This window comes from Micavibrio aeruginosavorus EPB (assembly GCF_000348745.1).
Lineage (GTDB): Bacteria > Pseudomonadota > Alphaproteobacteria > Micavibrionales > Micavibrionaceae > Micavibrio > Micavibrio aeruginosavorus_A.
The window spans coordinates 2,156,484-2,179,988 of sequence record NC_020812.1; the positions used below are offsets into that span (position 1 = coordinate 2,156,484).

Annotated in this window: 21 protein-coding genes; 5 read left to right on the plus strand and 16 right to left on the minus strand. The window is 53.3% G+C overall.

All coding sequences use genetic code 11. The features are described 5' to 3' along the window. Positions 1–78: 78 nt before the first annotated feature. Positions 79–609, minus strand: a complete 531-nt coding sequence (locus A11S_RS10140; RefSeq protein ID WP_015468420.1) for a rhodanese-like domain-containing protein — start codon at positions 607–609, stop codon at positions 79–81. Then, positions 606–920, minus strand: a complete 315-nt coding sequence (locus tag A11S_RS10145; protein ID WP_015468421.1) for an ArsR/SmtB family transcription factor — start codon at positions 918–920, stop codon at positions 606–608. Before A11S_RS10145 ends, A11S_RS10140 begins: the two co-directional genes overlap by 4 nt. Positions 921–990: 70 nt before the next feature. Here A11S_RS10145 and A11S_RS10150 point away from each other — a divergent pair, with 70 nt between their 5' ends. Further along, the gene (locus A11S_RS10150) at positions 991–1,338 is read left to right on the plus strand and encodes a carboxymuconolactone decarboxylase family protein (protein WP_041802711.1); all 348 of its coding nucleotides are present in this window, start codon (positions 991–993) and stop codon (positions 1,336–1,338) included. Positions 1,339–1,406: 68 nt separating this feature from the next. Here A11S_RS10150 and A11S_RS10155 read toward each other — a convergent pair whose 3' ends face one another. Both A11S_RS10155 and A11S_RS10160 read right to left on the minus strand, forming a co-directional pair. Beyond that, positions 1,407–2,189: an META domain-containing protein gene (locus tag A11S_RS10155; RefSeq protein WP_148285138.1), complete on the minus strand. Its 783-nt coding sequence runs from the start codon at positions 2,187–2,189 to the stop codon at positions 1,407–1,409. A gap of 32 nt (positions 2,190–2,221) precedes the next feature. Beyond that, the gene (locus tag A11S_RS10160) at positions 2,222–2,809 is read right to left on the minus strand and encodes a DNA-3-methyladenine glycosylase I (RefSeq protein ID WP_015468424.1); all 588 of its coding nucleotides are present in this window, start codon (positions 2,807–2,809) and stop codon (positions 2,222–2,224) included. Positions 2,810–2,904: 95 nt separating this feature from the next. Between A11S_RS10160 and A11S_RS10165 the strand changes: the two genes are divergently transcribed. From A11S_RS10165 to A11S_RS10175, 3 genes are all read left to right on the plus strand, one after another. Further along, the gene (locus tag A11S_RS10165) at positions 2,905–3,966 is read left to right on the plus strand and encodes an NAD(P)-dependent alcohol dehydrogenase (RefSeq protein WP_015468425.1); all 1,062 of its coding nucleotides are present in this window, start codon (positions 2,905–2,907) and stop codon (positions 3,964–3,966) included. 21 nt (positions 3,967–3,987) lie between these two features. Next, positions 3,988–4,347 (plus strand): NirD/YgiW/YdeI family stress tolerance protein, encoded by a 360-nt coding sequence (locus tag A11S_RS10170; protein ID WP_015468426.1) that lies wholly within the window; start codon positions 3,988–3,990, stop codon positions 4,345–4,347. 115 nt (positions 4,348–4,462) lie between these two features. After that, positions 4,463–4,813: a zinc ribbon domain-containing protein YjdM gene (locus A11S_RS10175; RefSeq protein ID WP_015468427.1), complete on the plus strand. Its 351-nt coding sequence runs from the start codon at positions 4,463–4,465 to the stop codon at positions 4,811–4,813. Positions 4,814–4,874: 61 nt separating this feature from the next. On the opposite strand, the gene A11S_RS10180 is transcribed toward A11S_RS10175, so the two are convergent. The 7 genes from A11S_RS10180 to A11S_RS10210 all read right to left on the minus strand — a co-directional run bounded on the left by A11S_RS10180 (position 4,875) and on the right by A11S_RS10210 (position 13,450). Next, complete coding sequence (locus tag A11S_RS10180) at positions 4,875–6,176, minus strand: hemolysin family protein (protein WP_015468428.1); 1,302 nt, start codon at positions 6,174–6,176, stop codon at positions 4,875–4,877. 131 nt (positions 6,177–6,307) lie between these two features. Beyond that, positions 6,308–8,467 carry a catalase/peroxidase HPI gene (gene katG / locus A11S_RS10185; protein ID WP_015468429.1) on the minus strand — a complete coding sequence of 720 codons (2,160 nt, stop codon included), beginning with the start codon at positions 8,465–8,467 and terminating at the stop codon, positions 6,308–6,310. Then, positions 8,451–8,828 (minus strand): Fur family transcriptional regulator, encoded by a 378-nt coding sequence (locus tag A11S_RS10190; RefSeq protein ID WP_015468430.1) that lies wholly within the window; start codon positions 8,826–8,828, stop codon positions 8,451–8,453. The genes katG and A11S_RS10190 overlap by 17 nt, the downstream gene beginning before the upstream one ends. Before the next feature lie 132 nt (positions 8,829–8,960). Further along, positions 8,961–9,689, minus strand: coding sequence for an outer membrane protein OmpK (locus tag A11S_RS10195; protein ID WP_148285140.1), 729 nt, complete (start codon positions 9,687–9,689; stop codon positions 8,961–8,963). A gap of 204 nt (positions 9,690–9,893) precedes the next feature. Continuing rightward, positions 9,894–11,588, minus strand: a complete 1,695-nt coding sequence (locus A11S_RS10200; RefSeq protein ID WP_015468432.1) for a methyl-accepting chemotaxis protein — start codon at positions 11,586–11,588, stop codon at positions 9,894–9,896. A gap of 419 nt (positions 11,589–12,007) precedes the next feature. Beyond that, positions 12,008–12,931 carry a DUF4238 domain-containing protein gene (locus A11S_RS10205; RefSeq protein WP_015468433.1) on the minus strand — a complete coding sequence of 308 codons (924 nt, stop codon included), beginning with the start codon at positions 12,929–12,931 and terminating at the stop codon, positions 12,008–12,010. 9 nt (positions 12,932–12,940) lie between these two features. After that, positions 12,941–13,450 (minus strand): hypothetical protein, encoded by a 510-nt coding sequence (locus tag A11S_RS10210; protein ID WP_148285141.1) that lies wholly within the window; start codon positions 13,448–13,450, stop codon positions 12,941–12,943. Positions 13,451–13,570: 120 nt separating this feature from the next. On the opposite strand from A11S_RS10210, the gene A11S_RS10215 reads away from it, so the two are divergent. Then, a complete protein-coding gene (locus A11S_RS10215; RefSeq protein WP_015468435.1) occupies positions 13,571–15,862 on the plus strand; it encodes an AAA family ATPase in 2,292 nt (763 codons plus the stop codon). 18 nt (positions 15,863–15,880) lie between these two features. Here the strand turns inward: A11S_RS10215 and A11S_RS10220 are convergent, their stop codons facing one another. The 5 genes from A11S_RS10220 to A11S_RS10240 all read right to left on the minus strand — a co-directional run bounded on the left by A11S_RS10220 (position 15,881) and on the right by A11S_RS10240 (position 23,503). Beyond that, positions 15,881–17,137: a type II toxin-antitoxin system HipA family toxin gene (locus A11S_RS10220; RefSeq protein ID WP_041802718.1), complete on the minus strand. Its 1,257-nt coding sequence runs from the start codon at positions 17,135–17,137 to the stop codon at positions 15,881–15,883. Then, entirely contained in the window at positions 17,130–17,459 is a 330-nt protein-coding gene (locus tag A11S_RS10225; protein ID WP_015468437.1) for a hypothetical protein, read from the minus strand. Before A11S_RS10225 ends, A11S_RS10220 begins: the two co-directional genes overlap by 8 nt. Positions 17,460–17,648: 189 nt before the next feature. After that, positions 17,649–18,947 carry a hypothetical protein gene (locus A11S_RS10230; protein ID WP_015468438.1) on the minus strand — a complete coding sequence of 433 codons (1,299 nt, stop codon included), beginning with the start codon at positions 18,945–18,947 and terminating at the stop codon, positions 17,649–17,651. Positions 18,948–18,960: 13 nt separating this feature from the next. Next, complete coding sequence (locus A11S_RS10235) at positions 18,961–20,379, minus strand: efflux transporter outer membrane subunit (RefSeq protein ID WP_041802720.1); 1,419 nt, start codon at positions 20,377–20,379, stop codon at positions 18,961–18,963. After that, complete coding sequence (locus A11S_RS10240; protein ID WP_015468440.1) at positions 20,366–23,503, minus strand: efflux RND transporter permease subunit; 3,138 nt, start codon at positions 23,501–23,503, stop codon at positions 20,366–20,368. Before A11S_RS10240 ends, A11S_RS10235 begins: the two co-directional genes overlap by 14 nt. Positions 23,504–23,505: the final 2 nt, after the last annotated feature.

Sequence of the window (23,505 nt, forward strand, 5' to 3'; positions counted from 1 at the left end):
AACCCAGCCCGTTGATTTTTAACGATTTTTACATATAACCCAGCGGAGTGCATGGCCTCTAGGGCCCAAATTCCCGGCTCAGGTGCGATTCCACGGCATCCGGCGCAACAGCATTGCCAAACCGCACCAGCCGGTCAGCCCGGCAACAAACAGGGCCGTCCCCAAAATTCCAGCCAGCACAAAGCCCAGCGTCAGCCCCAGAAAACCAAAGAGAACCAGCACGGCCACAGCCCCGCCGACAGCCATCTGGACTTGGCGAACAATGGACAGGACCGGATCGGATGACACCACCACGGGCAAGCCCGCGTCCTTCCACGCAATGATACCGCCGTCAATATTGTAAACGTCGTAAATTTTGTTTTTATCCGCGGGCAACGCGGCACAGGCCCGGCTGCCTCGGCCGCCCATCAGACATTGAAAAATAATCTTGCGCCCCTTCGGCACGTGCATCTGATCAAACAGCTCCGGAATGCGTGACAACGGCACCGATGCCGCGCAGGCGATATGTTCCGCGCTGAATTCATCGGCCTCACGCACGTCAATCAAGATGGCCTCACCGGAGGACAACCAGTCATGGGCCGTTTTTGCATCAATCACCTTCACGCTCATTTCGCACCTTTTTTCTTTGTTTGCGGCGTACAGAATTTTTCGTACAGCATGCCCATAATTTGCACCACATCGTGCTGGGCAATCGTATAATACAAAACACGATGCTCACGACGATAGGTCACGATGCCCTCGCGTTTTAACTTCGCCAAATGTTGCGACATGGATGTTTGCGCAATGCCCGTCAGATCAATCAGGTCGCTCACGCTTTTTTCGCCGTCCAGCAAATGACACAGGATCACCAAACGGTGACCATTTGATAATCCCTTCAAGAACGCGGCGGCCTTGTCGGCTTGTGCCAGCATATCGTGCATTGCATGCCCCTTTACAATTTATATTTTTATGATATTATATTTTTATGAATTGATCAAGGAGAATGTCACCATGACAAAAGATTACAAACAACTCACCCAGGATATTTCCCAATATATGGCCGAACTGCGCACCCTAACGCCTGAGGCGATGCAGGGTTTTTCCGCCATGGCCAAGGGCGCGACCGCCGATGGCGCACTGGACAAAAAGACCAAGGAATTTATCGCCTTGGCCATTGGTGTCAGCCAGCGATGCGACGGATGCATTGGCTTCCATGCCAAGGCCCTGAAAAATCTGGGGGCCACGCGGCAGGAAATCGCCGAAGTCGTGGCCATGTGCACCTATATGGGCGGTGGCCCGGCGCTGATGTATGCGGCGGATGCCCTGCGCGCCTTTGACCAGTTCAGCGCCGAAGCCTGATCCGGATACAAAAACCCCCGGTCCATCGGTCCGGGGGTTTTTATTATTACAGCCATTTAAAAGCCGAACTATTCCATCGGTGGCGTATGCAGAACAATCTGTTGCCCCTGATCATTGCGCAAAATCACCGTGCCATCCGGCTGCATCTGCAACGCTGTCATGCTGGTCAGCAAGGCGGTAAAGGCCGCCTCCTGCTGTGCGACCTCATCGGACAGACATGCCATACGCGTCATGGCCAGATCCGGCTTGATGACCAGACCATCACGGCTCAGCTCATACGTCCCGTTAAAGCGGTTACAGCCCGCAAACCCGCTGACCCGCCCCTGATCATCAAAACGCACCGTCAGCGGATTTTCAACGCCCTGGGGCACGGCATCATTCATCGTCTTCACCTGCCACTCGGTGTTTTGTACGGATGACGTTTGGGCCGGAACCTGGCTGGCGCTGTCGGGCGTGCCCATTTTTGCGCCCTGAACCTGACAGCTCATCTCACCATGGCCGGGAATGTTCGCCAGCGCCTCATCCCCCTTGTTCCACAGCATCGCGGCGGGTGTAACGCCGGAGGCCGTTTCGTATTTCGCGCCCGATGCGGACACAACCGATTGCAATTGATAGGTTTGATCGCCCACCATCATCACAACCTTGTCCTGCCCGTCAAAAGCGGCCTGCACGATCACTGATTCGCAATTAAAAATCACAACACCCTGGCCCGACGGTGCCAAGGCCGATGAATCTGTTTCCGTTTGCTGGGCGTCAGAGGCCCCCGCATTCTCCGCCGCCTTGTCTTTTTTCGGCAGGCATCCAGCCAGCGCCAACGTGGCCGCGCCCATTAAAATCATCGTCCGTATCATGGCTCTATCCTCCCTTTGCGGTCCGCAGTGTATCACACCTGTTTATGACGAAAACAATCGATTGTGTGGTCGTTGACCATGCCAATCGCCTGCATATACGCATACATGATCGTCGGCCCGACAAAGGTCATGCCGCGCTTTTTTAAATCCTTGGACAGTGCCACCGACTCCACGCTTTGCGCCGGAACATCCTTCATCGTCTTGCGTTTGTGGTTGATGGGTTTACCGCCGACAAATTGCCAGACATAGGAGTCGAATGTTCCGAATTCCTTTTGAATGGCCATGAATGCGATGGCGTTCTTGCGCGCACCGAACACTTTCAACCGATTACGGATAATGTCGCTATTTTTCAATAACGCCTCCAGTTCGGCGTCAGTCATTTTCGCGACCTTTTTGACGTCAAAATTCTTGAACGCTTTGCGATAAGATTCGCGCCGCTTCAAAATTGTGGCCCAACTCAGGCCCGCCTGCGCCCCTTCCAGGATCAGCATTTCGAAATGATGACGATCGTCATGCACGGGCACCCCCCATTCCACATCATGGTAATGGATGTAATAATCGGCCCCGGATTCAACGAATCCCGCGCCAGCCCAGCCACAGCGTTGCTTTTCTTTAGGCATTTTTAAGCCCTCTTGCCCATTGTCAAAACCCATCTAGTTTTATCCGCACGTTCGAATTTTGGCCACGACCATTTTTAAAGAAGGAATCTTCAACCATGTCCACCAAAGCCTATGCCGCACAAACCGCCAAAACACCGCTGGCCCCCTTCACGCTGGAACGGCGAGCCGTGGGCGCCAAGGACGTCGCCATTGATATTTTGTATTGCGGCGTGTGCCATTCCGATTTGCATACGGCGCGCGGCGAATGGGGCGGCGTCAAATTCCCGTCCGTCCCGGGCCATGAAATTATCGGCCGCGTCACCAAAACGGGCGATGCCGTTAAGAATTTCAAGGTCGGCGATATCGTCGGCGTTGGGTGCATGGTCGATAGCTGCCGCACCTGCCCGTCCTGCAACGAAGGGCTGGAACAATATTGCGAAGGGCCTGATGGCTTCACCGGAACCTATAACGGCACGATGAGCGGACGCGGCGACAACACGTTCGGCGGCTATTCCACCGACATCGTTGTGGACCAGCATTTCGTCCTGAAAATCACCCATGCCGAATCCGATCTGGCCGGGGTCGCACCGTTGCTGTGCGCCGGTATTACCACCTGGTCGCCCTTGCGTCACTGGAATGTCGGCCCCGGCAAAAAGGTCGGCGTGGTCGGTATTGGCGGGCTGGGCCATATGGGCATTAAACTGGCCCACGCGTTGGGGGCCCATGTCGTGGCCTTCACCACATCGGAATCGAAACGTCAGGACGCCCATGATCTGGGCGCGGACGAAGTGGTCATCTCCAAAAATGGCGCGGACATGAAAAAACACGCGCTCAGCTTTGATTTCATCCTCAACACCGTGGCCGCGCCGCATAATCTGGATGCGTTTATGTCCCTGCTGAAACGGGATGGGACAATGACATTGGTCGGCGTGCCGTCGGAACCGCACCCGTCCCCGTTTGTTGGCAACCTGATCTTCAAGCGTCGCCAACTGGCCGGATCCCTGATCGGCGGTATTCCGGAGACGCAAGAAATGCTCGATTTCTGCGCCAAGCATGGCATCACCGCCGATATCGAGATGATCAAGATGCAGGATATCGAAAACGCCTATGAACGCATGTTGAAAAGCGACGTCAAATATCGCTTCGTCATCGACATGAACACCCTGAAGACCGCTTAACATCTAAAAAAGGAGAGAACCATGAAGACAATCGCTTTGCTATCCGCTGTCATCCTGACCATGGGGTTGGGGTCTGCCGCCCACGCCGAATATACAGGCCCAGGTGCCGGGGCACCGGCACCGTCCAACGTTGCCGACATTTTGAAAGACGGGCAGGACGATCAGAATGTGACATTGCGTGGCCATTTGGTTGAGAAAGTCGGCAAGGAAAAATACATTTTTGCCGATGAAAGCGGAAAAATCCGTGTCGATATTGACCATGACGATTTCCCCAACGCCGCCGTTGACGAAAAAACCATGATCGAAATTACCGGCGAAATCGAAAAAGATTTCATGGAAAGCCCGGAAATCGACGTTGATACACTGACCATCGTGAAATAAGGTGTCAGATACAATAAAAACCCCGCATCACCTGCGGGGTTTTTTATTGGCCCGGCACCCCTTATAGTGATTCGCGCCGCAAGGCCCTATCACAGACCCCAAGCCAAGGCTCACCATGGACACACCGCCACCCTGCCCGCAATGCCAATCCACCTATACCTATCACGACGGCGTTTTGTATAATTGCCCGGAATGCGGTCACGCCTGGTCCGCCGATATGGCGGGGAACACAACGGACGCCGATGAAAAAATCGTCCGCGATGCCAACGGCACCGTCCTGAACGACGGCGACACCGTAACGGTCATCAAGGATTTAAAGATCAAGGGATCATCCGATGTGGTCAAGGTCGGCACCAAAGTCAAAAACATCCGCTTGGTTGATGGCGACCACGATATTGATTGCAAAATCCCGGGCATAGGCCCGATGGGATTGAAATCCGAATTTGTGAAAAAAGTCACCGACTAAGCAAAATATCGACCCCTCATGCAAAAACCCCCGCCATCAATGCGGGGGTTTTTGCATGGGCTTAAGCCTCTGGCCCGGGCATCGCCGTTCGGGTGATCAGCACTTTATCAATGCGCAAACCGTCCATATCGACAATTTCGAAACGATACCCTTTAAATTCAAAATACATCCCGGCGGCCAACGACCCGCGCAAATGCATCATGACAAAACCGGCAATGGTTTCATAATCATCATCGGCCGGAACATCTTCGATCCCCGTCACCATGTGAATTTCTTCAATCGGGGTCAATCCATCCACCAGCCACGACCCATCTTCGCGTTGTACGATCAACGGCCCTTCATCATGGTCGTAATTGGACGGCATCATGCCCACAATCGCTTCCAACAGATCCGATGTGGTGAACAAGCCATCAAACGTCCCATATTCATCAATCACCGCGGCGATGTGCAGGCTTTTGCGACGGAACAGGCCCAAAACATCCAGACAGGACGTGTTTTCATTCACAAACAACACGTCATGCATGTAATCGCGCACGTTAAAATCATGGCCCTTGGCGTATCCGGACAACATCTGCTTGGCTTTGACAAAACCCAGCACATGGGTCTTGTCCTTGTCGATGACGGGGTAGCGGGAATGACCCGCCTCGGCAATTTTTCGGCACACATCATCAAAACTGTCATCGACATCGATAAAGCTGACATCGGTGCGGTGGGTCATGATAGATTTAACATCACGATCCCCCAGCCGGATCACGCGGCGGATAACGTCGTGTTCTTCGCCTTCAATGGCCCCGCTCACGACGCCTTCGGCAATCATAGCGGTGATTTCTGTTTCCGTGACACCCTCATCCCGCGGCTTAATTCGCATGACGATCATCAAAAATCGGGCGGATAATTCCAACACCAATACAATCGGCGTACAGATTTTTGACACCCACTTCATCAGCGGTGCCACCAGCATGGCAAATTTTTCCGAATTGTTCAGCGCCAATTGCTTGGGCACCAACTCACCCACAACAACGGAAAAATACGTGATCAATCCAACCACCAGCATCACGGCCAGCGTTTCCCCATGGGGGGCGATCAATTCAATCTGGTTAAACGGCTCTTTTAATTTTTCGGCAATGGTCGCACCGCCATACGCACCGGCCAGAATGCCGACCAGCGTAATGCCCACCTGCACCGTCGACAAAAACCGCCCCGGATTTTCCGCCAAATCCAATGCGGCCTGCGCCCCCTTTTTCCCCTGCTTGGCATATTGGCGCAGCAACGGCTTGCTGGACGACACAATCGCCATCTCCGACAACGCAAAAAACGCGTTCAGCAACAGCAGGAAAGCAATGATCAAAATCTCGTTCGACATGATGGTCCAATAAGGGTGGAAAGTTAAAGCACGCCAGCTTTTTCATAGCATATTTTCTTAAAATCCAGAACCAATGAAAAAGGGCGTCATAACCCACGTTACGACGCCCTTTCCCAATCTTTTCCAGTCAATCAGATCAGGTCAAACCGATCCGCATTCATCACCTTGGTCCAGGCGGCGACAAAATCCTTCACGAATTTTTCCTTGTTATCGTCCTGCGCATACACTTCGGCATAAGCGCGCAGGATGGAATTGGACCCGAACACCAGATCCACCCGCGTGGCGGTCCATTTCACCGCACCGGTTTTGCGGTCACGGATGTCATACAAACCGTTACCCGCCGGAACCCATGTATATTTCATGTCGGTCAGGTTGACGAAGAAATCGGTGGTCAATGCGCCTTCACGATCCGTAAACACGCCGTGTTTCGTGCCGCCATGGTTTGTGCCCAAAACCCGCATGCCGCCGACCAAAACGGTCATTTCCGGCGCGGTCAGGCCCATCAGCTGGGTACGGTCCAGCATCATTTCCTCGGTGCTGACAACGTAATCTTTCTTCACCCAGTTGCGGTAGCCATCATGGATCGGCTCCAGCGGAGCGAAGGACTCGACATCTGTCATGTCCTGTGTTGCGTCACCACGGCCCGGAGCGAATGGCACGGTCACATTGAAACCGGCGGCTTTAATCGCCTTCTCAACCCCGACATTGCCGCCCAGCACGATGACATCGGCCACGCTGGCGCCCGTTTCGCTGGCAATTTTTTCATAGATGGCCAACACTTTGGACAGGCGGGCGGGTTCGTTGCCCTCCCAATCCTTTTGCGGGGCCAGGCGAATGCGCGCCCCGTTGGCACCCCCACGGCGGTCCGACCCGCGGAAGGTCCGCGCGCTGTCCCATGCGGTTGCGACCAGTTCGGACACGCTTAGCCCTGCGACCTCAATCTTCGCCTTCACCGCATTCACGTCATATTTCGCATTGCCCGCCGGGATCGGATCTTGCCAGACCAGATCTTCCTGCGGAATATCCGGGCCGATATAAATGGATTTCGGGCCCAGATCACGGTGGGTCAATTTGAACCACGCACGTGCAAACGCATCGGAAAACGCATCAAAATCATTCATGAAGCGCAGGGAAATTTCGCGGTAGATCGGGTCCACACGCAACGCCATATCCGCATCGGTCATCATCGGATTGTGACGGATGGACGGGTCTTCAACATCCACCGGCTTGTCTTCATCCTTGATCGATACCGGTTCCCATTGCGTCGCGCCCGCGGGGGATTTGCGGAGTTCCCATTCATGCCCAAACAGCATTTTAAAGAAACCATTGTCCCATTGCGTCGGGTTGGTCGTCCACGCGCCTTCCAGCCCGCTGACCATCGTGTCACGGCCAATGCCGCGGCCCTTGGTGTTCATCCAACCCAGGCCCTGATATTCCGGGCCGGCCGCTTCGGGGTCCGGGCTCAAATCCGATGCCTTGCCATTGCCGTGACATTTGCCAATGGTGTGCCCACCGGCGGTCAGGGCCACGGTTTCTTCGTCATTCATCCCCATGCGGGCGAATGTTTCACGCATCTGCGCGGCGGTGGCCAGCGGATCGGATTTTCCGTTCACCCCTTCCGGGTTGACGTAGATCAGGCCCATTTGCACGGCGGCCAGCGGGTTTTCCAATGTCGCCGGGTTTTTCACATCGCCGTAACGACCATCGCTGGGGGCCAGCCATTCTTTCTCATCCCCCCAATAGGTATCTTTCTCAGGGTGCCAGATATCTTCGCGGCCAAAGGCGAAGCCGAATGTTTTTAAACCGGCCTCTTCATACGCCATCGTTCCGGCCAGCATAATCAAATCGGCCCAGCTGATTTTATTGCCGTATTTTTTCTTGATTGGCCACAGCAGGCGACGCCCCTTGTCCGTGTTCACGTTGTCGGGCCAGCTGTTCAGCGGGGCGAAACGCTGGTTGCCGGTATTCGCGCCGCCACGGCCATCCGTGTTGCGATACGATCCGGCGGCATGCCACGCCACGCGGGCCATCATGCCGACATAGCTGCCCCAGTCGGCAGGCCACCATTCTTGCGAATCCTTCATCAGCGCGCGCAAATCGGCCTTCAGCGCGACAACGTCCAGCTTTTTCAGCTCTTCGCGATAATTGAAATCCGGCCCCAGCGGGTTGGTCTTCACATCATGCTGGTGCAGAATGTCGAGATTCAACGCATTCGGCCACCAATCCATCACGGATGTTCCAATGGCGGTCATGGCACCATGTGCGACAGGGCACTTACCGGCAGTTTTCATGATCTTCTCCTTCATGATTGTGAGACGCAGCGTTTTGACAAGACGGGCAGATACCCCAGAAAATGACTTCGGCCTGATCAATCGCATAGCCATGATTGCTGGACGGCGACAGGCACGGGGCAAAGCCCTTGCAATCCGTATCCTCGACATGACCGCACACACGGCAGACAATATGATGGTGATTGTCCCCCACCCGGGTTTCATACAAAGACACCCGGCCCTTGGGCTTGATCTCTTGAATAATTCCCACTTCGGTCAACGCATTCAGGTTGTTGTACACGGCCTGCAATGTTGCCGTGGGAATCTGGCGCTGGACAGCGGCAAAAATCTGGCTTGCGTCCGTATGCGGGTGGTCGTGCAACGCCTGCAAAACCGCTTTTGCACGGCGGTCAGGCTGAGATTGCGGTCTTTGAGCAGAGATGTGAAATCGGTGTCCATGCCGATTTTTATAACAGATCAAAAAATTGAATCAATCAATATTTTATAACCCGTATCACAAATTCAATTTCACCTGCATCTGCGGTACGGATTCGGTCATGCCGTTCACGCCATACTTATTGTGCCAATATTGGTATTCAATCCCGGCCCATAATGTGTCGCTTTTCCAACCCGACAAATCCCCCACATCGACCAACAGCCGCGGCACGATCAGTTGGTTGGGGTGGGATGTGTCCTCATGCCCGGAAAAATCGCTGAAGCCTTCGGCCATAAAATTGACCCCGCCGACCGTAAAGGGGCGTTGCCAGGCCAGTGTCACCTGCCACGTCCGCCCATCCAGTGCGACATCATCCCGCACATACGCATTGGCCGAAAAGAAACGAAAGCCGGGCAGGTCCAGATCCACCGCACCCCCATATAAATAACGGGGTTTTAATTCCCGCCCCTTTTCCAACGTGGTTGAAATCAAGACATCTTTAATGGGGCCGAACGACAAATCGGCCCCCGTGATTTTGCCCAGCGACAGGCGCGGCGATATTTCAAGATAATAATCAGAATCCCCGCCATCGGGGTAGGTCAGGTCCGTAAACGCAAACAAATCGCCAAAAGCCCACCCGCTGGCATGTTCCAGCGTGACAATGGTTTGCCGTTCCTCCGCGCTCAATTTGTAATCATGCCCGCGCAGAATCTGCACATTATGCGCCGACCACTGCAACAGCTCCCCCGCCATGGCGGGCAGCGGGCACAGGCATAAAAACGACCAAACACACAGGAAACCGCGCATAAAATGCCCCACCGATGAATCAACAATCAAAAGAAAAAATATAAACGCCCAAGATCAGGGCCGGATTTATTCTAAATCAATGCATTCGCATAGCAATGGCCTTTGTGCCCCAGCCCAGCACACCACATACGGGACAATGCGAAACAGCGAATATTTGGACACGCGATTCATAAAAAAGGGCTTCGCATCGCGAAGCCCTTTTTATCAATTCGCTACGGTCAATCGTTTGATACGGCTCTTTTTTTTTTTTTTTTTTTCAGCCATTGTTTGTGTGCTGGATGATATTTCCCTTGTTACGGCGCTCTGCTCTTCGATGGCACTGGCGACACCAGCCACATATTTGTTCACCGTATCAATGGACTTTGAAACACCTTGAATATTGCTCTGCAGGGCTTCGGATGCCAATTGAACATTTTTAATTTCTTTTGTGACGTCTTCGGTGGCTTTGGCCGTTTGACCAACCAAGGCCTTCACCTCACCCGCAACAACGGCAAAGCCCTTACCCGCATCGCCCGCGCGCGCGGCCTCGATTGTTGCGTTCAGGGCCAGAAGATTCGTCTGCTCCGCAATTTCATCAATGACCTGGATAATACCTTCCATTGATTTTGTTGCGGCCATTAATTGATCTGCTGCCACACTGGCCTGCACGGATGTGCTGGCGATTTCCTCCGTTGAATTTGTGGTCAGCGCCATGTTTTTACTGATTTCAGAGATCGACGCTGACATTTCCTCAACCGCAGCGGCCACCGTTTGGGTGCGCGCCGTTGCTTCATCCGCGATACCGCCGACCTGAATCACGCGGGTGACATCGGTTGCATATTTTACAACCTTAAACGGCTTCCCATTCATATCAAAAATGGGGTTATAGGACGCTTGGATCCAGATTGGATCACCATTTTTGCAGATCCGTTTATAAACCCGCGCATCAAATTTACCCTGACGCAGATTGGCCCAGAAAGCTTCATATTCATCGCTTTGGGCATCCTCACGTTCAACAAACATCCGGTGATGCTGACCCTTGATTTCATACAGCGTGTAACCCAGCGCATCCAAAAAATTCTGATTTGCGGTGATAACCGTACCATCAAGATTAAACTCAATAACCGCTTGCGATTTTCCAATGGCCTCAATCTGTCCAGCATAATCCGCATTATCCAGCTTAGCCGACGTCACGTCAGTTGCGTATTTCACAACTTTGAACGGCTTTCCGCTCATGTCAAAAATAGGGTTATAGGAAGCTTGGATCCAAACCTCTTTCCCATTTTTCCCGAATCGCTGGAATTCCTCTGCAATAAATTCACCGCGGTGTAACTTTTGCCAAAACATCTCATAATCAGCACTTTTGGCGTAAGACGGTTCCACAAACATACTGTGATGTTTACCGCGAACCTCGTCCTGCGCGTATCCCATGGTCGTTAGAAAATTTTTATTAGCCGTAATAATCGTTCCATCCATATCAAATTCGATAACGGCCTGGCTTTTGCCGATTGCGGACAATTGCCCTTCATAATCTGCGGTTTCCAACTTCTGCGCAGTAATGTCTGTTGCATATTTCACAACATAAACAACCAGACCCTTCTCATCCTTTACGGGATTATAAGATGCCTCGATCCAGATCTCTTTTCCGCCTTTTGCCAATCGCTTAAACTGGGCCGCGACAAAATCCCCTCGGCGCAACGTGTCCCAGAATTCTTTATATTCATTGCTTTGGGCATATCCGGGATCTATGAACATCCGGTGATGCTTGCCCTTGATTTCATTCAGGCTATACCCCAAAACATCGAGAAAATTTTGATTTGCATCCAAAATTTCCCCCTCGGGTGAAAAGCGAATAACCGCTTGCGAACGCTCCAAGGCTGCGATTTCGGCTTTATTAGAAAACGGGGACTTCTTAAACATAAATCTTACCTCCCAGGTAAGATCCGTACGCAGAAAAGTGTTTTTTTAAATAGACGTCAAAGCGCACAGATTTTAACAAATTAGAAAACTCGTGAACACGCATTGGCTTGCAAAGAATGGCACTTGGCTAGAGAATAAAGCCCCAATCTTATGGAAACATTAATGGCAAGAAAGTCGAGGCTGAACACCCCATAAAAGCACATCATTGCGCCCCCTTTCTTGCAATGTGAAAGCAAAAAACCCCGCCAGAAAGCGGGGCTTTTTTGCTTATAAAGTCATCCAGCGCCAAGCGCGGAACCCGATGGTGGCGTATTCGCTTTAATCAAACCACCAACTCTAATATCACGCGACACTTTGTAATCAAATTACAAAAATGTTCGCCAAATTTAGAGCCTTTTGGCTGGCGAATACCTTCCGCCTTAACCCGCCTTCCGCTGAATAGATTCAAGCTGCTGACGGTCTGCTGAAAACACCATTTCATATGATCTTTCCACCATGCCCTGATTATAAGCATCTACTTCTTCCGCCGTCAATTGCCGCCTGAGAGTTGGCTGATCCTGCGGCGGCTCATCCAGCAACAGCATCGCCAAACGCGGACTGATGGGGTAGTAAAACGCCAACCTTTCTGGCGGCTGATCATCGGATGTGGCGTGAATGTTAATGGTCGGCTGGTCAGCAGTTAACAAGGGGATGCCCGTATCGTTTTCCAAAATGATCAACTGGTGCTGCTTCCTTTCGGCATACAAGCTCCAACCCAGATTTCCCGCGAATATGTGGCTCAGGACGTTCCATGTTTTCTCCAGATAGGCACTGGTACCCAGCGGATAGGATTTCGTGAAAAGCTTCTCCTTCAGGCCTTTTGTTCGGAAATGCTGGGCGCTCAGGAAATACATAAAATTCGGCAATCCCCTATCATCCGGGAAAAATGATGCATCACCGTTTCGCAGGGCATCGAGGTATTTCTGGGCAACATTCTCAATCCGGCCATGCAGCATCTCCTCTGCATTATTGACCGCGATATCCAGCTCCCGCCTCAATTCATGCCCCTCCGGGAGGGACGAATTAGCGGAATCACTCAGGCGTGTGATAGTGGTAAATGATGCGAGAAGCTTCCGGTGTGCATTTTGAAGATGGGCAGGCGCGACGTTGATCGCAAACAGCTCAAGGAAGTTGATATCTTCCGGTGTTAGGCTTTTAAGCCGATAGAAATCGCGCTCCTTGGCCACATCCTTCGGCTGCACGGGAAAGATTTTTCCGTCTCGTAAGCAATGGATGACCCCAGCGCCATCAGCCCATGCCTGCAGATAATAACGCCAGACAAAGTGCTGCCCACGGATTTTCACGTAAAACCTTTAGGCTGCTTCGCGCTGACGTTCCAACTCATCCAGTTGGATATAGGCATCATCAAGGCATGTAAGTGCTTTGCGCTTTGCCGCTTCCAAATTATCCTGCCACGCTGGCCACGACGGGCTGTATTTTGTAGGGATATGGACGAGATGCACCAACCAGCGCCCTTTGCTTTTTGGATACAGATCAATGCTAAAGTCTTCCAAGACTGTAGAGACCGTACCATTAGACTGACGCTGCCATTGAATACCTGCGTACTTCTTTTCACGGCGGCGCTGCTGCCGGAGAAGCGCCCTTACGATGACACGCATCTCGCCTGATACGCCCGTGTCGCCCGCCGCCATCCGCTGAATGCTGCGCAAGATTGCGGAGAAGGATCGATGATCCCCCATGTCCTGCATGCGTTTGGCCAGTTCAACGGCAGTTTCTTCTAGTTCATTTAAATCTGAGCGAAAGGCTTCTGTAATCTCTTCGGGGGTTGGCTGATAATCAAAAATATTGGCTGCCTCGGTCATAACAATCTCCTCGATGTCATTCTGACGTATAAATAACGTCATTTTGTCATCTTGTAAAGCGTCATTCTGTCGTGTATTAGACTCTATTAGCATCTGCCGAATCTAGAACAAGGACATAACATGGTCGATAAAATCCAGCTTTTAAGAAATGTGGGCCAATTTGATTCCGTCACACCGCCCCATCAAACGGCCATGCATAAGCTCGCGCTCGTCTACGCAGAGAATGGTCGTGGCAAAACGACATTGGCTGCGATCCTTCGCTCCCTAGGCACAGGCAACACCGATCTGGTAAGCGAACGCCACCGCCTTGGAGCGGCGAACTTGCCACATGTTGTCATTAATTCTGGCACACAGACCTACACGTTCCAGAACGGGACTTGGTCTGCCCATCTTCCTGCTATTGCGGTTTTTGATGATCACTTCGTCTCACAGAATGTCTGCTCTGGTGTTGAGATTGAATCCGGCCACCGCCAAAATCTTCACGAATTAGTTTTAGGCGCACAGGGCGTGGCATTAAACGGCCAATTGCAAACCCATATCGCAGCCATTGAGGGACATAACCGCGTTTTAAGAGAACGTGAAGCCGCAATCCCTGCGGCTATCCGCAACGGCCTTTCCATTGATCAATTTTGCGCTCTGCAGCCCAAAGATAACATCGACGCTGAAATTCAAGAAGCTGAACGAGCTGTTGCTGCTGCTCAGTCAGCCGAGCCTGTCCGCCAACAGGCCAATTTCCAAACTCTGTCATTGCCTGAATTTAACGTGGATGAAATTAACGCTGTACTCCAGCGCGATCTGCCTGACGTACAAGCGGAAGCTGCTGCTAATGTCCAGAAGCATCTGGCGAAATTGGGTAAAGGTTCAGAGGCTTGGATCAGTGAAGGCATGCAAAAGATCGCAGTTTCTTCCGCTGGACATGACAAAGAAATCTGCCCGTTCTGCACACAAGATCTCGAAGGCTCAAACATTATCGCCCACTATCAGGCATATTTTAGTGATGCTTATGCCACATTAAAGAAGGCCATTACCGAAACAGGGAAAGCCGTTGCAGATGCCCACGAAGATGACATTCCAGCGGCATTTGAACGAGCTGTTCGCGTGTGTGTACAAACAGCGGAGTTTTGGCGCAAATTTATGGAAGTTCCCGCGTTCGACTTTAATACTGAAGAAGTCGCCCGTGCGTGGAAGGCAGCCAGAAAACCTGTCCTAGAAGTGCTCCGAGCAAAATACGCCTCACCTCTTGAAAAGATGAATTTGTCAGATGAGGCCCTCGCTGCAATTGCATTATATGATAGACACCGCTCCGCAGTGGCAGAAACGTCTAGTGTACTTGAGGGCTGCAATCCTGAAATCGTCTTGGTGAAGGAACGTGCGGCATCAGGAAATTTGGTAACGCTAACCAGCGATCTAGCAAAACTGAAAACGATTCAAAAACGCCACAGTCCTGAAGTTGCGCCACTGTGTGATGCGTATATACAGGAAAAAGAAGCGAAAAAGGCGTCAGAGGGCTTGCGTGATACGGCCCGTGCCGCACTTGATCAATATCGGGAGACAATCTTCACCAGTTATGAAACAGCCATCAATGCTTATTTGGTAAAGTTCGGAGCAGGATTCCGCCTCTCCAGCATGGCCTCTGTAAACAATCGAGGCGGCTCTTCTTGTACTTATAGCATGTTGATTAATAATGTAGCTGTGCCAATCTCAGCAGACAGTGGGCCTTCGTTTAAAAATACCCTAAGCGCAGGTGATCGAAATACGTTGGCGCTCGCCTTCTTTTTTGCATCGCTCGATCAAGACCCAGATCTGGCGAACAAAATTGTTGTCATCGACGATCCCATGACCAGTCTTGATGAACACCGTACCCACCGAACACTTAATGAGATGCATGAGCTTGTAGGAAAAGTTAAACAAGTCATCGTGCTTTCACATTCAAAGTCCTTCCTCTGTGATCTATGGATCAGCGCAGACAAGTCAAACCGTAGCGCAGTTCAAATCATTCGTAGTGGGCAGTCTTCGGTAATTGAATCATGGAACGTCCATCAGGACTGCATCAACAATAATGACAAAAACCATGCTCTCATTGAAGGTTATATTAGCGCAGGCGATCCTGCGAATGCTCGTCCGGCAGCTGTGGCTCTCCGCAATGTTCTGGAAGCCTATATTCGGGTGGCCTATTCGACTAATTTCCCTCCCGGTTCGTTGCTCGGCGAGTTTCACAACCGTTGTGTCCAAGCCCAAACAGCAGGACAGCCGATACTGAATGCTGCAGACACGACAGAACTGCGCCAACTAACGAATTACGCAAACAAATTTCACCATGACACCAATCCAGCCTATGCGACTGAGCTGATCAATGACCAGGAACTGCTGGATTATTGCCAAAGAATTTTGAGATTTGTTCGCAAACCTTAACGCGGATCATCCTAAAAATCACATATCGCTAGCCGCTTGCGCATCGGCATGTTCAAACGCCGATGCCATTCGGTCAATTTCGCGCCTGTCCAGCGCATAGGCTTGCGCCACATCGCGCCATTGAGCCACACCCGCGCCGACCTCTTTGATAATTGCCTTGGCTTCGCCCGGCGACAGCCTGAAATCCCCAGCCACGGATAGGGTCAGATCAAGCGATGCCGTACCATCGTAAAGGTCGATGGTCGTAGTCAGAATGCGCGGTTTGACCTCTACAGGCGTCGGGTTCATGTCGTAGGCCGGAGATAGCCGCCAACCTGTGTGGCGTTCATAAACGAAGCCGTGGTTGCGCAAATGATCGTCGGTGTTGGAAATCAGAATACTAAAAACGATCCTGCGCCACATCTCGGCCAGATCTGCCGAAGGATTTGCTCCATACTGGCGCAACGCATCCGCGATCTCCAGATAGCTGTGCTGCTCATTGTCCTTGGCCTGCAGCATGCTCATGGCCGAAAGGAAAGGAATGCGCGTGTCGCCCACGCGGTCGAAGCGCCGAATGATCAGGACAGGTTTGTCCATGATCGTTTCCAGCCGCCATGACGGAACGGTCAATCCGGCTTTTTCGGCCAGCACCAGCGCGACGGCTTCCCAGACCACAACATTGTAGTCATCATCCTTGCGCGGGAATTTGGCGATAGATAGGTGGCCGTCCGAATCCCGCACTGAGGCTTTTGGCCGCGCACCGCCCAGCGACGAGCCGGGAGCCAGCAGGATACGCAAATCCTCGGCGTTTTCTTCATCATCGAGAAAGCGCTCCGTGGCCGACAGCAACCGTGGCAAGTCAACCAGCGGCGGAATCGTTCGTTGCCCTCTGGGCGCGAGAAACGGCCCGTCTGGTGTGTCGGAAAACCTCAAGGCTCCTTGCCGCGCTTCGTCGTTTACCCCCAACAGGAAGTCGCCTTCGCCCAGCGTTCGCGGCATTTCACCTGCAGCGCGCGCGCGTTGACCTTCTGCCCGGCGCATCAGGACGCGCCCCCAGCGATCCGGCGCGGAATCGCCGATAGAGCCGAACAGACTTTGATCGGCCACGGTATGGAAGGAGCCAGCTGTCAGGGCCAACGCGGGTTCCAGCGCGAAATGCTCCGGGTGTTTCAGCCAGCTGTCATTATATTCAAAAGACGCGCTCTCACGGCCTCGGCGGTTGTGGCACCACAACCGCCCGATAGGATGGTTCTCATCGCCCAGCGCAATGGAGACGTATATTTCCCGGCTACTCATGGCTATCCCCCTTGGACGGCAAGCGGATGCGTTTGGGAAGATTTTCTTCTTCCAGCATGCGTCCGACCGTATCGTGGTTGGCATCGGCCATATCGCCCAGACGTTCGGTCAGGCCTAGCACAAACAGCACGGCGGCATACCCGCCCAGCGAAACCGAAGGGTCGCCCTTTTCAATTTTGCCCAGCGTTGCCTTGGACAGCCCAGCGCGTTCAATCATCAATGCCACAGGGATGCGGCGGCGGCGGCGGCTGTCGCTGATGTCCTGTCCCAGCTTGCGCAGGGCTTTCTGGACGGGAATGGGAAGATTTGTTTTGTTCGCCATTTTACACCTTAAGGCCTGTTATATGAGCCGTTATCCTTTATAAGGGATACTATAATATACTTTAAAGCATAAATCAAGCCTGACACCCATAAGGCATCGTAAAACAGGCTTTAACCGACATAACGGCTCTTATAATAGCCCTAAAGTGTGTTTTTGGCTAATTGGGTGTAAATGGGTGTCTTTTTGGATCTAAGGCAGCTTTTTCGTTTCCAGCCACCTGCATTTGCCGCCGACCAGCGCGGCATCAGATCTGCGTATCCCGTTGGCAATCAGATCAATCACGCGGTCATCTTCCATGTAGCCATTGTGGGCCGACACGGGATTGGCAAAATTGGCGGTGTCAAAAATACTCCTCTCATGGGCAATGTTTAGGCTGATATTCGTGACCGCCGGGCAAATCCGGCTATCGATATTGCTGGTGGCATAATCCGATGCCACCGGATAGGAAAGGATGTCGTTCGGGTCGCTAAACGCGATGATATTCATGCGCCGAAGCACGCGGTCATCCGTCTTGTCACCACCAACCTCGCAATAGGCCTTTTCTTGCCCCGCCACGGCAGGCATGGAGCGTCCAGCCTGCAGCAGCGGCAACTGGTTTGCCAGCATGAAAACCGTGAATTCTTTGTCCTGCGCGGCTTTACTCCGCTTCGCATCATCCGGCCCTTTTTTGACTGTACCATTCAAGGCCACCAGATCGTGGATCGTATCGATGGCAATGCGGCTCCCCAAGCTATGGGTCACGAAGTAATGGTCATCGCGCATCATATTCGCGTAAGTCGAATGCGGCCATTGGCGGCATTGATGCACGCCGTCTTGCGGTAACTTGTCCCAATCATTCCCCAGCATCCAGCATACGGCCTGTGAAACCGACTCTGTGACCCTCTCATAGCCGTTGCCGTTATAGATCAGCAGATCTGGCACGGTTTCATTCATCAGGTTCTTGAGCGACTTGTTTATGCTGGCTCTGGGCAAGCCTTCGTAATTGGCGGAATCCGCCATGATGGCTTTCTTCTGCGGGTCGGTGATTGACGACCAGGTTAGTTCGTAAAAGATAAGCTGGCGTGCATTCTGGGCATCTGTGTGGCGACTGATTTTCAGTGTGCCAAGCGTGTGAGGCTGGTCGTCGGCCCACTGGATTTTATTGCTGTCCAACGTGATGGTTTTGACTGTGGAATCCACAATGTCGAGGCCTAAGTCCTCGAACAGCTTCTTTTGAAAGCGGCTGGAATAGCCCGGCAAGTGGCTGCTGACACCGTGAACCATCAGGATTTTGGTGACCTTGGGCGTGCTGGGGGCTTGCTCATCAAAGCTCTGCCGGATGCCGTCGAAAGCCGGGCCTTCGATTTCACACTGACGCGTATCCTTAACTTCCTCCTGATTGATGACGGCTTCCGTGACGCCCCGCGCGATACTGGAGCAACCGCCCAGCAACATAGGAGCCGTCAAAATCGCCAAGGAGGCCATATATTTTAAGTAAGATATCCGCATCGCATTTGTCCTGTTAGTTTTTCCCTCCGCCCAAAACCTTGTAGAGAGTTACGAAATTCACCAGACGTTCCTGCTGAACAGCGATCTCGGATTGCTGGGCGTTGTAAAGTTGGCGCTGTGAGTCCAGCGCATTCAAATAACTGTCGATCCCTTGTTCATACCGAGCGCGGGAGATTTTGTAGGCATTGCCTGCAGCGGTGACCAGCGCGGTCTGGGCGGCAAGCTGCTCGGTGTAAGTGCCACGCGCGGCCAATTCGTCCGACACTTCACGGAAGGCCGTCTGGATGGCCTTGTCGTACTGCGCCACGGCGATTTTCTGGGTGGCGGTCGCATTATCCAGATTGGCGACATTTCGCCCACCGCTAAAGATTGGCACGGTGATCTGCGGCACGAACGACCATGCCAGCGATGATCCCGATTTGAAAAGGTCAGACAGGCTTTCACTGGCAAGCCCCGCCGATCCGGTCAGGCTGATCGTCGGGAAGAACGCGGCACGGGCTGCGCCGATATTGGCATTCGCCGCCTGCAACGTATGCTCGGCCTGCCGGATGTCCGGGCGCTCTAGCATAACGGCGGACGGCAAGCCCACAGGTAGTATTTCAGCCAATTCCACCGTATCCAGCGTCAGGGCATCTAAAGCCGCCTCATCGGACTTTGCCCCCATCAGCAGTTCCAGCGCATTGCGATCCTGCGCTACGAGGCGAATATAACGGACGCGGTTGGCACGGGCCGTTTCCACGGATGTCCGTGCCTGTTCGAGATCAAGCAGCGACGATATGCCGAGATCATGGCGGCGTACGATAAGGTTGTAGGATTCCTGCTGTGCCTTAAGCGTATCCTCGGTAATAGTCAGGAGCTTTTTATCGGCCAGATAGGTGAGGTAAGCGTTAGCGGTTTCCGCAATCAAGGCTATGCGTGCAGCACTCTGCGCTTCTTCGGTTGCAAAATACTCCTGCAGCGCCTTTTCATTCATGCTGCGGACGCGCCCGAACAAATCAAGCTCAAAGGCGGTGATGCCAACATTGGCGCTGTAGGTGGAGGTTGTCATCTCCTGTCCGGTCATGGAGGCATTTTCCGGCACGCCTTGGCGCGTCATGCTGCCACCTGCGTTGACGGATGGCACAAGGGCAGAACGCTCCACCCTGTAAACGGCGCGGGCTTGTTCAACCCGTAATGCGGCCACCCGCAAATCCCTGTTATTCTCCAGCGCCGTCTGGATGATTTGTTGCATCTGCGGGGACTGGAAGAACGATTGCCATGTGACAGCCGATATACTGGCTTGAGGATCGCTCATGCCGCCCGCATAGGCCTGTCCTTGCGGCCATTCCGCCGACACGGCCAAGTCCGGCCTTTTGTAGTCGGGAGCCATGGTGCAGCCCGCCAGCAGGGCTGCCGTGGCCGTCACCGTCAGAAGTGTTTTAGATAGGCTCATGATGACCACCCTCCGGTATTGCTGTCGCGGGCTTTTTCTTTTTCACAAAACGCGCCTGAATTACGATGAAGAACATCGGGACGAAGAAGATAGCGAGGAACGTGGCGGAGATCATGCCGCCGATCACACCAATACCGATGGCGTTCTGGCTGGCCGACCCAGCGCCGCTGGCAATCGCGAGAGGCATTACACCCAGAATAAAAGCCAAGGACGTCATCAGGATCGGGCGCAGGCGTTGTTCTGCTGCATGCATGGTGGCCTCAAACAGATCAACCCCGCTGTCGTATTGCGCCTTGGCAAATTCAACGATCAGGATGGCGTTTTTGGCGGACAGGCCGATGGTCGTGAGCAAGCCCACCTGAAAATACACATCATTCGACAAGCCGCTGGCAAATGTCGCCACCACCGCGCCGAGGATACCCAGCGGCACGACCAGCATGACCGCAAATGGCACCGACCAGCTTTCATACAGCGCCGCAAGGCAAAGGAAGACGATCAGAAGAGAAAGTGCGTACAGCAGCATTGTTTGCGCTCCTGCGGCCCGTTCCTCGTAGGAAAGGCCTGACCATGCATAGCCGATGCCGTCAGGCAGTTTGGCTGCAATCTCTTCCATGGCGGCCATGGCATCGCCAGAGCTAACTCCTTGCGCGGGTGCACCCTGAATTTGCAGCGACGGCGTGCCATTGTAACGCTGCAGCTTGGGAGAGCCATACGACCATTCCGCCGTGGCAAAGCTGGAGAATGGCACCATATTGCCTTCCTGATTGCGGACAAACCATTTGTCGACATCATCAGGATTCATACGGTAAGACGCATCACCTTGCATAAACACGCGCTTGATCCGCCCCTCATGTGAGAAGTCATTAACGTATGACGATCCCCAAGCGGTCTGCAGCGTGGCATTGATCTGGGCGATGGACAGGCCTTGGGCGCTGGCTTTCTCGTGGTCGATATTGACCTTATATTCCGGCACATCCGGCAACCCGTTCGGTCGCACACCCGCAAGACGAGGGTCTTGTGCCGCCATGCCGAGCAGCTGGTTTTGCGCGGCGACCAGCGCCTCATGTCCCAAACCCGCCTGATCCAGCAATTGCAGTTCAAAACCGGACACGTTGCCCAGCGCCGTGATCGGCGGCGGATAAAAGGCATAAACGGAAGCATCCTTGATGGTCGACAAAGCTCCCATCGAGCGCCGCACGATATCGAAAAGGCTTTGCCCTTCGCCCGTGCGTTCGGCCCAATCCTTCAGCTGGATAAACACCACGCCAGAGTTCTGGCCGCGCCCGGCAAAGCTATAGCCGGTGACTGAGAAAAAGCCTTCGATGGTGTCTTGTGTAGCGAGGTACTGCTCGACCTTTTCCATGCTCTCCAGCGTCCGTTCAAGTGTCGAACCTGCAGGAGCCGCCACCTGTGCAAACATGATGCCCTGGTCTTCATCCGGCAGAAAGGCGGTGGGGATTTTGGTGAAGATGCCCGCCATCGCCACGATCAGGGCGAGGTAGATCAGCACAAAGCGCACCGAGCGCCGCGATACATACCCAGCGCTCTTGCCATAGCTTTTTTTGCTTCGTTCAAAAGTACGGTTAAACCAGCCGAAGAAGCCCTTTTTGTCACCGTGGTGATCGGACGGCTTAAGAATGCTGGCGCACAAGGCGGGCGTTAGAATAACGGCCACCAGCACCGACAATGCCATCGCCGAAACGATGGTCAGCGAAAACTGGCGGTAGATAGCGCCTGTCGAACCACTAAAGAAGGCCATTGGCACAAACACTGCCGAAAGCACCAGCGCAATACCCACCAGCGCCCCGGTGATCTGCTTCATGGATTTCTTCGTAGCTTCGCGCGGCGGCAGCTTTTCCTCTTCCATGAGGCGCTCGACGTTCTCGACCACGACAATGGCATCATCCACCAACAAGCCGATGGCCAGCACCATGGCGAACATGGTCAGCGTATTGATGGAATACCCGAATATGGCCAGTACGCCGAACGTCCCCAGCAACACGACAGGCACGGCAATCGTCGGGATCAGCGTGGCACGGAGGTTTTGCATGAACAGGAACATGACGGCCACCACCAGCACGATGGCTTCGATCAACGTCATAACGACACTTTTGATGGAGAGCTCAACGAAAGGCGTGGTGTCGTAAGGATAAACGACCTTCATATCCTTGGGCATGAAACGCTCCAGCTCCGCCACTTTCTCCTTCACCAGCCGCGAGGTTTCCAGCGCGTTGGCTCCGGTTGCCAAGCTCACGGCCATGCCCGATGCGGCCTTGCCCCTGTAGCGCGTGATCATGCTGTAGTCCTGCGCTCCCAGCTCTACTCGCGCCACATCCTTCAGGCGGACTTGAGAGCCGTCTTTATTCACCCGCAGGAAAATGTTTTCGAATTGCTCTGCTGTTTTTAGGCGTGATTGCGCGGAGATCGTCGCATTCAGTCTTTGACCTTTGACGGCGGGAACGCCCCCAAGCTGACCGGAGGAAACGTCAGCATTTTGAGCGCGCACCGCCGCCACCACCTCGGTCGTGGTCATGTTGTAGCTGTGCATTTTGTCAGGATCGAGCCAGATGCGCATGGCGTGGGGCGGGCCAAAGACCGTCATATTGCCAACGCCCTGCACACGGCTGAGAGGATCGACCAGCCTTGAATTCACATAGTCGCCAATCTCCTCCTGCGTCATTTCGCCGTTATCAGAATAGAAGGAAATCACCATCAAGAAGCCGGACTGGCCCTTCGACACCGTAATGCCTTGGCGCTGCACTTCTTCAGGAAATAGCGCCATCGCTGCCTGCAGCTTGTTTTGCACCTGTACCTGTGCGGTGTCTGGGTCGGCTTCAGGTTCGAAGGTCAGCGTCACGCCGACATTGCCGGAGGAGTCGCTTGATGAGGAAAAGTAGCGAAGGTAATCGATGCCCGTCAGGCGCTGCTCAATAACCTGTGTCACGCTGTTTTCCAGCGTTTCAGCAGATGCACCGGGATACGATGCGCTGATTGAGACCGTAGGTGGAGCGATTTGTGGATATTGTTCAATGGGCAGGGTGAATATCGATAGTAACCCGCCCAGCATGATCAGGATCGAAATAACCCATGCAAAAACGGGACGATCAATAAAAAACTGGGCCATGA

Coding starts and splice junctions, on each gene's coding strand:
- A11S_RS10210 (WP_148285141.1), bottom strand. CDS start 13,450: ATGACCGAGGCAGCCAATATTTTTGATTATCAGCCAACCCCCGAAGAG.
- A11S_RS10215 (WP_015468435.1), top strand. CDS start 13,571: ATGGTCGATAAAATCCAGCTTTTAAGAAATGTGGGCCAATTTGATTCC.
- A11S_RS10200 (WP_015468432.1), bottom strand. CDS start 11,588: ATGTTTAAGAAGTCCCCGTTTTCTAATAAAGCCGAAATCGCAGCCTTG.
- A11S_RS10150 (WP_041802711.1), top strand. CDS start 991: ATGACAAAAGATTACAAACAACTCACCCAGGATATTTCCCAATATATG.
- A11S_RS10160 (WP_015468424.1), bottom strand. CDS start 2,809: ATGCCTAAAGAAAAGCAACGCTGTGGCTGGGCTGGCGCGGGATTCGTT.
- katG (WP_015468429.1), bottom strand. CDS start 8,467: ATGAAAACTGCCGGTAAGTGCCCTGTCGCACATGGTGCCATGACCGCC.
- A11S_RS10240 (WP_015468440.1), bottom strand. CDS start 23,503: ATGGCCCAGTTTTTTATTGATCGTCCCGTTTTTGCATGGGTTATTTCG.
- A11S_RS10155 (WP_148285138.1), bottom strand. CDS start 2,189: ATGATACGGACGATGATTTTAATGGGCGCGGCCACGTTGGCGCTGGCT.
- A11S_RS10175 (WP_015468427.1), top strand. CDS start 4,463: ATGGACACACCGCCACCCTGCCCGCAATGCCAATCCACCTATACCTAT.
- A11S_RS10180 (WP_015468428.1), bottom strand. CDS start 6,176: ATGTCGAACGAGATTTTGATCATTGCTTTCCTGCTGTTGCTGAACGCG.
- A11S_RS10225 (WP_015468437.1), bottom strand. CDS start 17,459: ATGGCGAACAAAACAAATCTTCCCATTCCCGTCCAGAAAGCCCTGCGC.
- A11S_RS10165 (WP_015468425.1), top strand. CDS start 2,905: ATGTCCACCAAAGCCTATGCCGCACAAACCGCCAAAACACCGCTGGCC.
- A11S_RS10220 (WP_041802718.1), bottom strand. CDS start 17,137: ATGAGTAGCCGGGAAATATACGTCTCCATTGCGCTGGGCGATGAGAAC.
- A11S_RS10235 (WP_041802720.1), bottom strand. CDS start 20,379: ATGAGCCTATCTAAAACACTTCTGACGGTGACGGCCACGGCAGCCCTG.
- A11S_RS10170 (WP_015468426.1), top strand. CDS start 3,988: ATGAAGACAATCGCTTTGCTATCCGCTGTCATCCTGACCATGGGGTTG.
- A11S_RS10140 (WP_015468420.1), bottom strand. CDS start 609: ATGAGCGTGAAGGTGATTGATGCAAAAACGGCCCATGACTGGTTGTCC.
- A11S_RS10145 (WP_015468421.1), bottom strand. CDS start 920: ATGCACGATATGCTGGCACAAGCCGACAAGGCCGCCGCGTTCTTGAAG.
- A11S_RS10230 (WP_015468438.1), bottom strand. CDS start 18,947: ATGCGGATATCTTACTTAAAATATATGGCCTCCTTGGCGATTTTGACG.
- A11S_RS10195 (WP_148285140.1), bottom strand. CDS start 9,689: ATGCGCGGTTTCCTGTGTGTTTGGTCGTTTTTATGCCTGTGCCCGCTG.